Origin of the sequence: Micromonospora sp. NPDC049151, from assembly GCF_040648395.1 — a bacterium.
Taxonomy (GTDB): Bacteria; Actinomycetota; Actinomycetes; order Mycobacteriales; family Micromonosporaceae; genus Micromonospora.
This window is the reverse complement of the sequence record NZ_JBEZDP010000003.1, coordinates 86,266-100,239: the sequence shown is the minus strand read 5'-3', so window position 1 is coordinate 100,239 and position 13,974 is coordinate 86,266. Positions and strand designations below refer to the sequence as shown.

At 74.6% G+C, this 13,974-nt stretch carries 16 protein-coding genes; 2 read left to right on the top strand and 14 right to left on the bottom strand.

Annotation, left to right across the window (positions count from 1 at the left end; all coding sequences use genetic code 11):
• Positions 1-438 precede the first annotated feature (438 nt).
• Positions 439-1,539, bottom strand: a complete 1,101-nt coding sequence (locus tag AB0B20_RS05450; RefSeq protein WP_357468376.1) for a serine hydrolase domain-containing protein — start codon at positions 1,537-1,539, stop codon at positions 439-441.
• A 92-nt stretch (positions 1,540-1,631) separates the two neighbouring features.
• On the opposite strand from AB0B20_RS05450, the gene AB0B20_RS05445 reads away from it, so the two are divergent.
• The gene (locus tag AB0B20_RS05445; protein ID WP_357385061.1) at positions 1,632-3,116 is read left to right on the top strand and encodes an FAD-dependent oxidoreductase; all 1,485 of its coding nucleotides are present in this window, start codon (positions 1,632-1,634) and stop codon (positions 3,114-3,116) included.
• Between the two features lie 4 nt (positions 3,117-3,120).
• Here AB0B20_RS05445 and AB0B20_RS05440 read toward each other — a convergent pair whose 3' ends face one another.
• The gene (locus AB0B20_RS05440) at positions 3,121-3,885 is read right to left on the bottom strand and encodes a crotonase/enoyl-CoA hydratase family protein (RefSeq protein WP_357468373.1); all 765 of its coding nucleotides are present in this window, start codon (positions 3,883-3,885) and stop codon (positions 3,121-3,123) included.
• Positions 3,886-3,969: 84 nt separating this feature from the next.
• Here AB0B20_RS05440 and AB0B20_RS05435 point away from each other — a divergent pair, with 84 nt between their 5' ends.
• Positions 3,970-4,821 carry a Rieske 2Fe-2S domain-containing protein gene (locus tag AB0B20_RS05435; RefSeq protein ID WP_357385057.1) on the top strand — a complete coding sequence of 284 codons (852 nt, stop codon included), beginning with the start codon at positions 3,970-3,972 and terminating at the stop codon, positions 4,819-4,821.
• Between the two features lies 1 nt (position 4,822).
• On the opposite strand, the gene AB0B20_RS05430 is transcribed toward AB0B20_RS05435, so the two are convergent.
• Genes AB0B20_RS05430 through AB0B20_RS05375 form a run of 12 tightly spaced genes read right to left on the bottom strand, consistent with a single transcriptional unit; the run spans position 4,823 to position 13,678 of the window.
• On the bottom strand, positions 4,823-5,854 hold the full coding sequence (locus tag AB0B20_RS05430) for a LysM peptidoglycan-binding domain-containing protein (RefSeq protein ID WP_357468370.1): 1,032 nt from the start codon (positions 5,852-5,854) through the stop codon (positions 4,823-4,825).
• A gap of 14 nt (positions 5,855-5,868) precedes the next feature.
• A complete protein-coding gene (locus tag AB0B20_RS05425) occupies positions 5,869-6,300 on the bottom strand; it encodes a hypothetical protein (RefSeq protein WP_357385053.1) in 432 nt (143 codons plus the stop codon).
• Entirely contained in the window at positions 6,297-6,770 is a 474-nt protein-coding gene (locus AB0B20_RS05420; protein WP_357468365.1) for a TadE/TadG family type IV pilus assembly protein, read from the bottom strand. Before AB0B20_RS05420 ends, AB0B20_RS05425 begins: the two co-directional genes overlap by 4 nt.
• Positions 6,767-7,249, bottom strand: coding sequence for a TadE/TadG family type IV pilus assembly protein (locus tag AB0B20_RS05415; protein WP_357468362.1), 483 nt, complete (start codon positions 7,247-7,249; stop codon positions 6,767-6,769). The genes AB0B20_RS05420 and AB0B20_RS05415 overlap by 4 nt, the downstream gene beginning before the upstream one ends.
• A complete protein-coding gene (locus AB0B20_RS05410) occupies positions 7,249-7,458 on the bottom strand; it encodes a hypothetical protein (protein ID WP_357385046.1) in 210 nt (69 codons plus the stop codon). Before AB0B20_RS05410 ends, AB0B20_RS05415 begins: the two co-directional genes overlap by 1 nt.
• Before the next feature lie 26 nt (positions 7,459-7,484).
• A complete protein-coding gene (locus tag AB0B20_RS05405) occupies positions 7,485-8,330 on the bottom strand; it encodes a type II secretion system F family protein (protein ID WP_357385314.1) in 846 nt (281 codons plus the stop codon).
• 17 nt (positions 8,331-8,347) lie between these two features.
• The gene (locus tag AB0B20_RS05400) at positions 8,348-9,247 is read right to left on the bottom strand and encodes a type II secretion system F family protein (RefSeq protein WP_357385044.1); all 900 of its coding nucleotides are present in this window, start codon (positions 9,245-9,247) and stop codon (positions 8,348-8,350) included.
• Entirely contained in the window at positions 9,244-10,785 is a 1,542-nt protein-coding gene (locus tag AB0B20_RS05395) for a CpaF/VirB11 family protein (RefSeq protein ID WP_357468359.1), read from the bottom strand. The genes AB0B20_RS05400 and AB0B20_RS05395 overlap by 4 nt, the downstream gene beginning before the upstream one ends.
• Positions 10,775-11,608, bottom strand: a complete 834-nt coding sequence (locus AB0B20_RS05390; protein ID WP_357385040.1) for a ParA family protein — start codon at positions 11,606-11,608, stop codon at positions 10,775-10,777. Before AB0B20_RS05390 ends, AB0B20_RS05395 begins: the two co-directional genes overlap by 11 nt.
• Positions 11,608-12,273, bottom strand: coding sequence for an SAF domain-containing protein (locus AB0B20_RS05385; protein WP_357385038.1), 666 nt, complete (start codon positions 12,271-12,273; stop codon positions 11,608-11,610). Before AB0B20_RS05385 ends, AB0B20_RS05390 begins: the two co-directional genes overlap by 1 nt.
• Positions 12,270-13,223 carry a hypothetical protein gene (locus tag AB0B20_RS05380; RefSeq protein WP_357385036.1) on the bottom strand — a complete coding sequence of 318 codons (954 nt, stop codon included), beginning with the start codon at positions 13,221-13,223 and terminating at the stop codon, positions 12,270-12,272. The genes AB0B20_RS05385 and AB0B20_RS05380 overlap by 4 nt, the downstream gene beginning before the upstream one ends.
• Positions 13,217-13,678, bottom strand: a complete 462-nt coding sequence (locus AB0B20_RS05375) for a hypothetical protein (protein ID WP_357385312.1) — start codon at positions 13,676-13,678, stop codon at positions 13,217-13,219. Before AB0B20_RS05375 ends, AB0B20_RS05380 begins: the two co-directional genes overlap by 7 nt.
• Positions 13,679-13,974 lie beyond the last annotated feature (296 nt).

Here is a 13,974-nt window from a genome sequence, read left to right as displayed (position 1 = left end):
GCCGCCCGCTGGCTCGCGCGGACGGAAAGCGCCGCGTAGGTCGTCGCCCGCGCACGATACGAACGCCGCCGGCGCGGACCTCCGTGCCGGCAGGGCCGTCGGCCTGCTGCGACAACGGCACGAGCGCTGCTGCAAGGCCGGGTGGTGGCGCGGCTGCGCGGCGCGTCGGGGCTCGGCTTCCTCGGTGACTGCCAGTGATGCGTGCCCTGCCGAAACCTTCCACCTCCGATCCCCTTTGCTCTGCAGCCATATCCGCAGCGGTCGCGGAGCGTGATCACCTCCGCCCCGCGCGGTTTTCGGACCTGCGAGGAAATCCCTGCTCAGGGCGGTGCTGCGTCGATGGCTGCAGAGCAAAGTCGGAAAAGGGACCGCAGGGCCGCCCGGCCAGCCGAATGCGCTGTGTGACGATGCCCAGATGTCACCGAACGTGACGGTCGGTCAGAGGCAAAAGTGCAGCACCTCGGTCAGCTCCTCCACCCGGTCGTGGTCGGCGAGCCGCGCTGTCGCGTACGCGAAGGTGTAGCGCCGCCCGGGGTCGGCCCAGGCGCTGCTGCCGCCGATTCCGCCCATGCCCCAACTGCCGTCCGGCTCCCACTGCATGCCGAGCGTCCAGTTCACCGGCCGCTCCAGCAGCAGGTCCGGGCCGGAGTACTGCACCCGCGTCGCCTCCGCGACCAGTTCCGGGCTGAACAGGCGTACCCCGTCCAGGGTGCCGCCGGCGAGCAGGCCCGCGTACAGCCGGGCGAGCCCGGCGGCGGTGGCGTGCAGGTTCACCGCCGGGATCTCGGCGGCCCGCCACAGGTCGCTGTTCACCATCGCCACGTCGCGCCCGCCCGGCGGATTGTCCAGCGCACGCGCCCACAGCGAGCCCGGCTCGCCGCCCGCCCGGTCCGGCCAGGCCGGATCGCCGTACGACAGGTCGGCGCACCGGCGGCGGTCGGCGGCACCCAGGCCGAACGCCAGGTCCAGGCGCCACGGGCCGGCGATCTCCTCGGCCAGGAACCGGCCCACCGAGCGCCCGTCCACCCGGCGGACCAGCTCGCCCACCAGGTGCCCGTACGTCCAGGCGTGCTCGGCCGCGACGGTGCCCGGCGTCCACTCCGGCTCGGCCGTCGCCAGGTCGGCGCAGAGCAGGTCCCAGTCGGCGATCGCTTCGGCGGGCCGGGGCACCGGGAAGGCGGGCAGCCCGGCCGTGTGGGCGAGCACCTGCCGCACCGTGGCCGGGGCGCGGAATCCCGGCCAGTACGCGGACACCGGCGCGTCCAGGTCGACCCGGCCCCGGTCGACGAGCAGCAGCAGGCAGAGCGCCACCACCGGCTTGCCGGTCGAGTAGACGTCGACCAGTGTGTCCGGCCGCCACGCGCGGTCCGCCCCCGCCGCCGGGACGACCGCGCCGGGCGGGACCTCCGCCGACGTGCCGCCCACCAGGTCGATCACCGGTACGCCGTCGTGCCACACCGCCAGCGACGCGCCGGTCTCCCGGCCGGTGGCGAACAGGTCGTGGAAGCAGTCCCGGACCGGGGCGAAGCGCGCGTGCATGCGGCCACGGTAGGCGGTCGCCCTCGTCAGCGGCGCGGGAATTCGGGCCCGGTGCGGTGGCCGGTGTCCCGAACGTACGGAATGCTTGCGGAATGGCGGAGCCGGAGCTGGTGGATGTGGTCGTTGTCGGGCTCGGCGTCGGCGGCGAGGAGGTGGCCGGGAAGCTCGCCGAGGCCGGCCTCACAGTGGTCGGCATCGAACGGGACCTGGTCGGCGGCGAGTGCCCCTACTGGGGGTGCGTGCCGAGCAAGATGATGATCCGCGCGGCGAACGCGCTGGCCGAGGCGCACCGGGTGAACGAGCTGGCCGGCTCCGCCCAGGTGCGGCCCGACTGGGCGCCGGTGGCGAAGCGGATCCGGGCCGAGGCCACCGACACCTGGGACGACAAGGCGGCGGTGGACCGGTTCACCGGCAAGGGCGGCCGGTTCGTCAGGGGCAGCGGGCGGCTCGACGGCCCGAACCGGGTACGCGTCGGCGACCAGGTCTTCGAGGCGCGCTACGGGGTGGTCCTCGGCACCGGCACCCGGCCGTCGGTCCCGCCGATCGACGGGCTGGCCGACACGCCGTACTGGACGAATCACCAGGCCATCGAGGTCGAGGAGCTGCCCGCGTCGCTGCTGGTGCTCGGCGGCGGCGCGATCGGGCTGGAACTCGCGCAGGTCTTCGCCCGGTTCGGCGTCCGGGTGACGGTCATCGAGGCGGCCGACCGGGTGCTCGCCGTCGAGGAGCCGGAGGCGTCCGCGCTCGCCGCCGACGCGCTGCGCGCCGACGGGGTGGAGATCCACACCGGGGTCAGGGCCGGCCGGGTCGGCCACGACGGCGGCGCGTTCACCGTGTACGCCGACGGCGCCGAGTTCACCGGCGAGAAGCTGCTCGTGGTGACCGGCCGCAGGGCACACCTGGAGGAGCTGGGCCTGGACACGGTCGGGGTGGACGCCGGACAGCGCTACCTGCCGGTGAACGACCGGATGCACGTCACCGGCGGGATCTGGGCGGTCGGCGACCTCACCGGCGAGGGCGCGTTCACCCACATCGCCATGTACCAGGCCGGCATCGTGGTGGCCGACGTACTCGACCACATGCGGCGTACCAGGGGCGGCCCGGACGCCAGCGGCACCGCGAGTGTCGTCGGCGGCGCGGCCGGGGTGGTCAGCGCGGTCGGCGGCGCGATGAGCGCGGGCGGCTCGACCGCAGCGCCCGGCAGCGTCCCGGTCGCCGACTACCGGGCGCTGCCCCGGGTCACGTTCACCGACCCCGAGGTCGGCGCGGTAGGCCTCACCGAGCAGCAGGCCCGCGAGCGCGGCGTCAACGTCCAGGTCGGATACGCCGACCTCACCTCGTCGGCCCGCGGCTGGATCCACAAGACCGGCAACGCCGGGTTCATCAAGCTGATCGCCGACGCCGACCAGGGCGTCCTCGTCGGTGCCACCTCGGCCGGGCCGGCCGGTGGTGAGGTGCTCTCCGCGCTCGTCGTGGCGGTGCACGCGGCGGTGCCGATCAGCCAGCTCCGGCACATGATCTACGCGTACCCGACGTTCCACCGCGCCATCGAGGACGCGTTGCGCGCGCTGAAGTGACGCCTCAGCCGGCCGGCGCACCGTGCCGGCCGGCCCCGGCGGCGAACCGGCCGGCGCCGCGTACCCCGTCCGCCGCCAGTGACTCCAGACCGTAGGCCAGCTCGGCCGCCATCGCCTCCGGCTCCGGCAGCCCCGCGCCGTCGAGCACCGCGGCCCGGTCGTTGCGCAGGCACGTCTGCGGAGACCGGGCGATCCCGGCGGCCAGCTCCTCGGCCGCCGCGCGGGCCTCACCCGGCGCGACCAGCCGGTTGACCAGACCCATCGCGTACGCCTCGTCGGCGCCCACCGGACGGCCGGTGAGGATCAGGTCCATCGCGCGGCTCTCGCCGATCAGCCGGGGCAGCCGGGCCGTCCCGCCGTCGATCAGCGGTACGCCCCACCGGCGGCAGAACACGCCCAGCGTGGCGTCCGACTCGGCGACCCGCAGATCGCACCAGAGTGCCAGCTCCAGCCCGCCGGCGACCGCGTACCCGGAGATCGCGGCGATCACCGGCTTGGACAGCCGGATCCGGGTGGGGCCCATGGGCCCGTCGCCGTCGGACTCGACGCGGTTGCCGCGTGGCGTGCCGACGGCCTTGAGGTCGGCGCCGGAGCAGAACGTGCCGCCCGCGCCCCAGAGCACGGCGACCGCCGCGTCCGGGTCGGCGTCGAACGCGCGGAACGCGTCGGCGAGCGCCCGGGCGGTCGGCCCGTCCACGGCGTTACGTGCCCCGGGCCGGTCCAGGATCACAGTGGTCACGGCACCGGCGTGCTCGACGCGTACCCCCATGGGCTCAGCATGCCCGCGACGCACCTGCGAGGGAATTCCCGGGGCGTCCGGTTTGGGGGCTCTCCTGCCGGGAAGTCGGAACGGGTGCGCGAACTACTGACGAAGATCGAACAGGCCACCGGTCTCGACCGGGTGGGCGACCGGTTGCAGCGCGCCGTCCAGGGCACGCTGCGTTCCCAGCGCGTACGCGACGCGCTGCACGGCGTGTGGCTCGGCCATCCGCTGCACCCCGCGATGGTGCAGGTGCCGGTCGGCGCCTGGATCTCCGCCGCCGTGGTGGACCTGCTGCCCGGCCAGCGCCGGGCCGCCACCGCGCTGGTGGGTCTCGGTACGGTCAGCGCCGTGCCCGCCGCGCTCGCCGGGCTCAACGACTGGGCCACGCTCTCCCGCGACCAGCGTCGGGTCGGGCTGGTGCACGCCGCCGCCAACACGGTCGGCCTGGCGTTGTTCGCCGGCTCGCTGGCGGCCCGGCTCAACGGGCGGCACGGCCTCGGCCGGGCGCTGTCCTATCTGGGGCTGTCCGCCGCGAGCGGCGGGGCGTACCTGGGCGGGCATCTCGCGTACAAGCAGGGTGCCCAGGCCAGCCAGAGCGTCTCCGAGCTGCACCTGATCAGCGACGGCTGGCACCGGGTCGGCGACCTGGGCAGCCTGCCCCGGCACGAGCTGGTGACCAAGAAGATCGACGACGTCTCGGTGCTCCTCTACCGGGACGGCGACGACGTCACCGTGATGCTGGAGCGCTGCCCGCACCAGAGCGGCCCGCTCGGCGAGGGCAAGGTGGAGCAGATCGACGGCCACCCCTGCGTGGTCTGCCCCTGGCACGGCAGCGCGTTCCGGCTCGACGGCGGCGAGGTGGTGCACGGCCCGGCCGCCAACGACCAGGTCGTGCTGCCCACGCGCGTGGTGTCCGGCCAGGTCGAGGCCCGGCTGCCCTGAGTCAACCCCGCCGGTGCCGCCCGCTCGACAGCGCGCGGGCGGGCGCCGGCCGCTTGCGCAGCCCGAGCAGCGCGCCTATCTGCGCGCCCACGATGCTCGCCACGGCCAGCACCGCGGAGATGGCGAGCGGCCGGTTGATGCCCTCCTCGGCCGTGGCCCGGGACGCTCCCGCCGACATGGCCGGCGGCTGACCCACGGGTGCCTCCACGGTGGGCGTCGCGTCCCGCGGCGTGGGCTTGGGCTTCGCCTTCGGAGTGGTCGACGAGGCGCCGCCCCCACCCGGCTTCGCCGGCGCCGTCTCGGCCGGTTTGGTGACCACGATCCGTCCGGCGGCGTGCCGCCGGGCACCCGAGTCCGTCGCGTCCTCCGGCAACGTGATGAGCTGACCCGGGCGGATCCGGTCCGGGTCGGTGAGCCGGTTCAGCCGGGCCAGTTCCCGGTAGCGGTCGAAGTCGTCCAGATAGCGATCCGCCACCTCGCCCAGGTAGTCGCCCTTCGCCACCCGGTACACGGCCGGATCCCCGGCCTTCGACGCGGCCGGGGCCGGTCCTGCGGCACCTGGCGCTGCGACGGCCGGCGAGGTGACTGCGGAAGCGGCGACGGCCGGGGCGGCAGCCGCCGGGGCGGTGAGCGCGGCGGCACTCGCCGCGGCCGGGCTCGCGGCCAGGATCAACGCGACCGAACCCACGAGCGCGGCGGCCGCCTTCTGCTGGCGACCCATGCCCGGGAGCTTCGGCGCCGGCCGGCGTACCACCGCCGCACACAGTTCCACCAGCACGGAGAACGCGAACGTCGCCCAGCCGAACCAGCCCACCACCGCAAGCGCCCGCAGGAACAGCTGACCATCGTCGCGGCTGGTCAACGCCGTACCGATCTCGGTCAGCGTGGGCAGATGGTCCGGCAGCGGGTTGCCGGCGAACGCCAGCAACGCGATCGGGCCCCCGGCCAGCACACCGACGAGCACGACGAGGGCGCCGAGCCCGGTGAGGACCTGGCCGGCGCGGCGGACGGGGGAGCGTCGGAGTGCACCCATGGCGGCCTTCCTTCCTACGGTGGTCCGGTGAGCGCCCGGGCGGTGGCCTCACCGGTGACGGTGGCGGTCTTCGACGCGCCGAACAGGCCGAGCAGATCCCGGCGGTAGACGATCCGCACGTGGACCTGGATCTGGGTCTCGGCGCCGACCACGGGAAAGTCGACCTCGTGGTCGTGGACGCCGCCCGCGGCGTCGAGGTAGTCGGCCACGGCCGCGCGGGCGGCGACCTGGTCGATCCGTTTCGGGCCGCCCTCGATGGCGCGGGCCCGGTCGATCATCTGGCCGCCGCTGCGGGCCGCCTCGGCGGCCAGGTTGTCCGCGCGTTGCAGGGCGCGTAGCTGCCCGGCGCCGTCGTAGGCGAGGCTGATGACGGCGAGCACACCCGTCATCGCCACGGCCAGGAACAGGCTCACCCGGCCGCTCTCCGCGCCGTGCCGCCCGGTCATCCGCGACTCCGGTACGTGTCCAGCGGCGAGGTGAAGCTCGCCGAGACGGTCTTGCCGCCGGGCACACCGGGCAGGCCGGGGGCGCTCAGGTCGTCGAAGGAGACGGTGCAGGTCACCGTGACCGTCACTGTCGCCGGCACGCCGGCGGCGCTCTCGTACGCGGCGGCGAAGCTCGTCGTCTTGCCGGCCACCGAGCCGGCCAGCTCCAGTTGCGGCGGGCCCGCGCAGTTGAGCGCCGCCCAGCCGAGTTGGTCCCGGGCCGCCACCTCGGCGGCCTCCGCACCGTCGTCGGCGTTGCGGGCGAGCGAGGCGGCCCGGGCGGCGTCGTGGGCGGCCGACTCGACCGCCTCGTCCGCGACGGCGGTGCGCCCGGCCACTCCGGCCAGCACCATCAGCCCGATGAAGGCGGGGGCGAGCACCGCCACCTCGATCGAGACGGAACCGCGCTCGCGTCGCCGCCCGGCGCTCATCCGGTGGTCCACCGTTCGGCCGGGCCGCGCGCGGTCTGCGTGACCTCGAACGAGACGCCCGGGACGACGGACAGGGACCGCCCCCGCACCGTGCAGGTGACAGCGGTCTCGGTCTCCTCGCAGGTCGGCCCGGTCTTCTCCCAGCCGACCAGCCAGTCCCCGGAGCGTTTCAGGAAGCTGGTCGCCCGTTCCCGGCCGGCGTCCGGCCCGGCGTCGATGGTGCGCTGGGCGTTCACCCCGGTCTGCGCGGCGTTGAGCGCTGTGGACCGGGCGACGAACCAGACCGCGACCTGGATCGAGCCGAACAGCAGCACCAGGATCACCGGCATCACCACCGCCAGTTCGACCGGGTTGGCACCCCGCTCGCCCTCGGCCAGGCGGGTACGCAGGGCAGCGGCGATCCGCCCCGGACCGGACGGGCCGGGGGGCCGGCCGGCGGACGCCGGCCGGCTCCGGACCGTACGGGCGGGGCGGGGCATCACTCCGCGCCCGGCTCGACGTGGTCCGGGATGGCGTCCATCCAGTCGTTGGCCTTGGCCAGGGCGACAGCGGTGACCGCCATGGCGACCGCGACCAGGCCGAAGATGATGACGGCGGTCGGCACCGGGCTGTCGCCCCGCTCGCCGTCCCGTCGCAGCTCGGCGAGGCGGCTTCGGGTTGCCACATACAGGTAGGTCAAGAGGTACATGGTCGTCTCCTTCGCGGGATGGGGGTTCACAGACGGGCGAGGAACGGATAGATGGCGAAGCCGAGCAGGACGAACACCAGCAGCGAGCCGGGGATGTCCAACTTGCTGGTCACCCCCTCGGCGCGGGCCAGGTTGTCGGTGCGGATCTGGTCGCGCAGCGAGTCGGCACGGGACCGCAACGTCTCGTGCACCTGGGCGCCCTCGCTGCCGGAGGAGCGCATGATGGCGCCCACGTCGCCCAGCTCCGGGATGCCGATCCGCTCGGCCAGCTCCTGCAACTCGTCCCACGGCGAGTGCATCTGGAGCTGGGCGAGCCGCAGCGCCTCCCGGATCCGGTCGAAGACCCAGCCGTCGCAGACCGCCGCCGCGCGCTCCAGCGACTGCACCGGGCCGTGCGCGGCGGAGAGCTGCAACGCCACCAGGTCGAGGTAGGTGCAGACCGCCTGCCGGAACTCGTCCCGGGCGGCGTCCGCCTTGACCAGCACCGAGCGGTGCGCGAGCAGGGCGGCCACGAGCGCCAGGCCCAGGCTGGCCAGCACCGGTACGGCCATCGGCAGCGCCACCCCGCCGACGAAGAGCACTGCCGAGGCGACCGCCGGGGTGGCGAATCCGACGAGCGCGGAGAGCAGGACGGACAGCGCGTACTGCTCGGGGGTGCGGTCGAGCAGGGCCAGTTGCCGGTGCGGCGGGCGCAGCCAGCGGGCGAACCCGCCGAGCCAGTCCGGCCCGGCACCGGCGGCCGGGGCCTGGCCGGGCGGCTGGTGCAGCCGGCGCAGCGCCGGGCCGAGCGCCGGAGTGGCGGGCAGCGCCTCGCGTACCACCAGGAACAGCCCGAGCCCGATCGCACACCCGCCGACCACCGCGACGGCCATCTGCCAGTTGAGGACGCTCACGCGATCGCCTCCTCCAGGTCGGGCGCCGGCAGGAAGCGCGCCGGCCGGGGCGGCTGGCTCATCGAGCGCACCCAGACCAGCAGGCCGACGAACGCGGCACCGAGCACCGCCATCACGAGCTGGCCGGTCACCGTGCCGTAGGGACGGATGTAGTCGCTGTTCACCAGCCCGTACGCCAGGGTCGCCAGCGTCATGCCGGTGAGGAAGCGGACCGCGAACCGGGGCTGGGTGCGCTTCGCCTCGACCTCGCGCCGGGTCGTCACCTCGGCCGAGGCGGCGGTGGCGATCGACCCGAGCACGTCGCCGAGGCGCTCCCCCCGATCGGTGAGGTGCAGGATCAGCGCGGCCACCACCTGGTCGGCGACCGGGTCGGCGATCTCGTCGGCGAAGGCGAGCAGCGCGGAGCGGGCCAGCCAGCCGGCCTGGAGGCGGGCGGCGAGCGTGCGTACCTCCTCCTGGATCTCCTCCGGCGCGGTGGCGATGGTGCCGATGATCGCCTGCTGGAGGCCCTGACCGGTGGCGGAGATGTCCTTGAGTCGCCGGGTCCACTCGCCTACGGCTTCGACCCGCGCGATGGCCCGCTGCTCGGCCCGGCCGACGGCGAACAGCCACGGCACGCCCGGCACCGCGAGCGCCACCAGCAGGCCGACCACCGGCAGCCCGGTGAGCAGGAACGCCAACGCCCCGGCCACCACTGCGGCGCCGAGCAGGAACTGGTAGCGGCGCTGGTCGGCGCGGCTCGCGCCGGACCCGGTCCAGAGCCGGCTCAGGCCCGGCCGGGCGCCCGGTGCCGGGCCGGGTGGACGGCGGGTGCCGACCAGTGCCACCACGGTCAGCACCAGCCCGGCCACGCACGCGGCACCGGAGACCAGGGCGATCAGTTCGATCTGTGTCACGCCCGGCCCCCGTTCGGCCGCGCGCCGAGGCGGGTGTGCCGGGGCCGCCGCCACGCGCCCACGCCGGCCTCGACGAACCGGGTGAGCAGGCGGGCGTCGTAGCCGACGCGCAGCAGCTGGTCGCGGATGCGTTCGGGCAGGTGGCGGGGGACCGCGCGGCCGTCCGGCCCGGGACCGAAGACGGTCGTCGTGGTGATCCGGTTGCCCTCGCCGACGCCGATGACCTCCTTGACGTGTGAGACGAACCGGTACTTACGCCCGCCGATGGCGGTCTCGTCCTCGACCGTGACGTAGACGATCAGGTCGAGCGCGTTGCCCGCCATGCGGCGGGCCTGGTCGACTGTCATCTCCCGGCCGTGCGACAGCGCCAGCTCGATGATGCGTTCGCTCACTCCCGAGGGGGTACGCGCGTGGATGGTGCACATCGACCCGCGGCTGGTGGTCATCGCCTGGAGCATCGGCACGATCTCCCGGGACCGCACCTCGCCGACGATGATCCGCAGCACGCCCATGCGCAGCGACACCGGGATCAGGTCGGCGATGCTCACCTCACCCGCCGGCCGCCCGTCCGCGCCGCGCTCGCCGTGCCCCTCCCGGGACTCGAAGCTCATCACCGCCCGGTGCTTGTGCCCGCGCCGGGCGGGCAGCAGTTCCCGGCTCTCCTCCAGCAGCACGTACGGCTCGTCGGCCGGGATCTCGTCCATCAGCGCACGGATGATCGTGGTCTTCCCGGCCCCGGCGAGCCCGGCGACCATGATGTTCAGCCCGGCGCGCATGGACGCGCGGAGGAAGTCGCGCAGCAGCGGATCGATCATCTCGTCCAGGTCCGGCCGGGCGCCCGTGATGTCCTCCAGGCTGACTTCGAGCGTGTTGTGCTTGCGGATCACCGCGTACGGGCGGTGGCTGACCAGGAACACGGCGGCGAGCCGGCTGCCGTCCGGTAGTTGCAGGTCGAGCGTGGGCTTCGAGGTGGACAGGGACCGCTCGGTGGCACCCGCGCGGCGGGCCGCCGCCTGGAGGATCTCCACCAGCTCGTCGTCGGTCTCGGCGATCGGCTCGGCCCAGTCGACGCCGCCGCCGTGCCGGGTGACGCGTACCTGGTCGCAGCCGAGGATGTGCACCTCCTCGATGCTGTCGTCGACGAGCAGCGTCTGGAGCCGGCCCAGCCCGACGAGTTCGGCGGTCACCTGGTCGAGCAGCAGCCGTTCCTCGTCCGCGGCCATCGGCGTGCCGGACCGGCGTACCGAGTCGGCGTACGCGGAGACCACGGCGACCGCCAGCCGGGCGCGCTCGACCTCCTCGGCGTCGGCGTCGAACTCGCGTCCGCGCTGCCAGTGGGTGAGCCGTTCGCTCAGTTCCCGGCGCAGTTCGCGGACCACGGCGAAGTCGACCCGGGGGCGCGGCGGTGGCGCCGGCGCCGCGGCCGGTGCCGGACCGGGGACGTGGTGCCGGCCGTTCGGCGGGGCGAGCGGCGGGACCGTGGAGAGGACGCCCGGCTGCTGTCCGCGTGGGTCGTGGGAGACCGGCTCAAACCGCACCGGGCACCCCCGGCGCACTCGACGCGGTCACCGCGCGCGGTGAGGTCGCCCCGGGCCAGGCGAGCCGGGCCCGCCGCCGGTCCAGCAGCGCCCGGACGGGCACCTCAAGGGCGCCGGCCGCGCGCATCAGCGGCCGGTTCGCCCGTACGGTGCCGCCGTGGCCGAGCACCTCGGCGGTACGCGGGTCGTGCGGCAGGCGGGCGATCACCGGTAGCCGCAGCACCTTGCTGATCTCGCTGGTGCCGTGCCCGTCGCCGACCACAAGCAGCCGCAGCGTGCCGGGCGGTACGCGGTGCTCGGTGAGGTCCCGCTCGATCGCGCGGGCGGTGGCCTGGGTGGCGGAGAGGTCGGGCAGGTGCGCGCGGGTGACCAGCAGCACCACCGCGGCGGCCCGCAGCAGCGGCCACGGTGGACCGCCGACCGCCAGCCGGCCGCAGTCGACGAGCACGTCGTACGGCGGTTCGCCCCGTTCCAGCCCGACGAAGTAGTCGGCGAAGCGCTGCCAGAGCGGGATGACGCTGCCGGCCTGGGCCGGGTCCACCACGCCCGGCAGCAGCAGCCGCTCGCGGCGCGGCGCGTCCAGGTCGACCAGCTGGGACCAGAACGCGCGCTCCAGGCTGCCGTCGCGCAGCTCGCCCACGGCGAGTTCGCCGATGCCGCGCGGGCCGTCCAGCGCCCCGCCGAGGTAACCGGCGAGGATCGAGCCGCCCGCCGGGTCGCACTCGGCCAGCACGAGCCGCCGGTGCCAGCTCAGCGCGGCGGCGAGTGCCGCCGTGGTGACGCCCGGCGAGCCCTTCGCCGAGACCAGGGCGATGATCGCCATCAGGCCGCCTCGGTGAGGACGAGCGCGATCCGGTCGTCGGCGGCGAGCGCCACGACCGCCGGCACGTCCCGTACGGTCAGCGCCAGGTAGACCACCACGTCGCCGCTCTGCGGCGTGACGCTGTCGATCACCGTGCCCTCGAACCGGGTCCCGCCGCCGCGCGCGGCGTCGGTGCTGTTGGTGCTTCTGCTCGGCGTGCTGACCAGCAGGACCTTGTCGCCGGGGTGCAGCTTGCGGGCCGGCACCTGCTTGGGTTTGAGCCCCAGCGCGATCTGCTGCTGACCGGGGCCGAGCAGCGGGGCCTCGGTGAGCTGCGCCGCCGTGAGCAGCGTGCCCGGGGTGAGCCGGACGGCCGCCCGCAGTCCCAGCACCTCGTCCATCCGGTCGGCGGGTACGGGCCGGAGTTCGCGGCCGCCGGAGACGCGTACCGGCACCAGGTCGTCGGCGGTCAGTTGCCGTCCCACGTCGACCGGCCGGGCCACGGCCAGGTACGTGCCGGTGGAGCGGACCGACGTGACGGCGAACGCCGCGCCCAGCCCGCCGAGGGCGATCAGCAGGACCGCCAGGCCGAGCAGGCCGGGCCGGACGCGTCGTTGCCGGACCACCTTCGGCGGGGCGACCGGCGCCTCCACCGGGGATCCGTTACGGGCTGCCACCACACTCATCGGGTCACCACCTGAAGCTCGTTGATCTGTACCGGGATGACGCCGCTGGACCGGCTCTGGGCGATCACGCCGCTCTCCCCGCCGCCGGACCACTCGACGGTCCAGAACGTGGTGGCGCTGACCCGGTAGGTGCCCGCCTTCGGATAGCCCTGGTCGAGGCCGCAGTCGGGTGAGGCGGAGCCGGCGTTCGGCCCGTCGGCCCGGTACGGCGTGCCCGGCCCGTGGCAGGTGACGTCGATGTCGTCGGACATGTGCCAGACGATCCGGTCCACCCTGGCGGTGATCTCCACGGTCAGCCCCCGGTCGGAGGCGGAGGCGGACAGCGGCCCGAAGTACGAGGCACCCGGGCTGGCCCACATCCAGACCGGCAGCCCGACCAGGCCCGGTCCCTGGCTGCGCCGGGGCGCGACCGAGGCGCGTGGCGGGAGCAGCGAGATCGACGCCAGCGCGCGGCGGGCCAGTTCCTCCGGGTCCGGCGGCGTGCCGTAGCCGGGCGGCGGGGCGTCCAGGAGTGCCTGGCGCATGCTGCCCGTGTCGCCGCCGTTGCAGGTCAGTTGGTACCACTGCTTGCCGGGAGGCGCCTCGTCCTGCGGCTCGGCGAGCTTGTAGTAGCAGCCGTCGGCGTTGTTGAACCAGCCGAGCGCCTCGTTGTAGCAGGGGATGGCGCGGCCGTTCCACTGGCACTTCGCGGTGCCGCCGCCGTTGCCGCCCCCGCCGCCGTTGTCCCCGCCGCCACCGGGGCCACCCGGCCCGCCCGGGGTGCCGGGGTCGTCGTCCCAGACGTCGCAGTCGGTCTGCTCCGGCGGGCACGAACCGCCCGGGTCGGCGGCGCGCACGGGTGCGCCGGCGAGCGTCAGCAACGCGGCCAGGCCGGCGGCGAGCAGCAGCCGGCGGGACGTCCCGGCCCGGGTCGGCCGGGCCGGGACACCCCTTCCTCCCCAGGTCAACACGGCTGGTCCTGGTGTGCGCTGCCGCCGTTGATCAGCCACCGGCCGTCCGGGAAGCGGACCGCCGTGGCGGTGGCCAGGTAGCGCCCGCCGCGGGTGCCCGGTACGGCCTTGCGGTCCTTGGCGTAGACGAGTCGGTAGCCGCTCGAGTCCAGGCAGTCCTGGATCTCGACGGTGGGTGGGCGGGCGGCCAGGTCGACCGAGACGACCTCGGGGTCGGAGAGCAGTTTCCCGGTACGCATCGCGCCGTGCTCCTTCGCGTCGAGAATCGCCATTCGCACCCGGGTCAGCAGCGGGTCAGCCAGAAATCGGGTCAGAGCGGGATGGGACGGATCGCTGCGCGCACTGGCCGCCCGGGACGCGTCGAGATAGCCGGAATATGCGGTCAGAGCCGCTTTTCCGGCCGCGTTCTCCTCGGCGCTGGAATGGGTGGCGGGGGCGGCGGCACGGCCGGCCAGGGGCCCGGTGGCCGCCTCCGGCTCGGTGCCGCAGCCGGCCGAACCGACCGTCAGCGTGAGGCTGAGCAGGAAGATTTTCCATCGGCGGGAGTGCCGTGTGCGCAACGCCGATCCTCCTCGGTGCCGGCCCGGGGCGATCACGCCGACCTGCTCCGGGCATGCGGAAGCGCGCCCGGAACTGTCACTCCGGGCCCCCGTCGCCACCACTGGTATTTACCTGTACTGATCACTGCGGATTCGGTGCCTGGTGCCTACGACGCCAATTGATCGGGGGTTGCGTCGTACCCAAGGGGCGA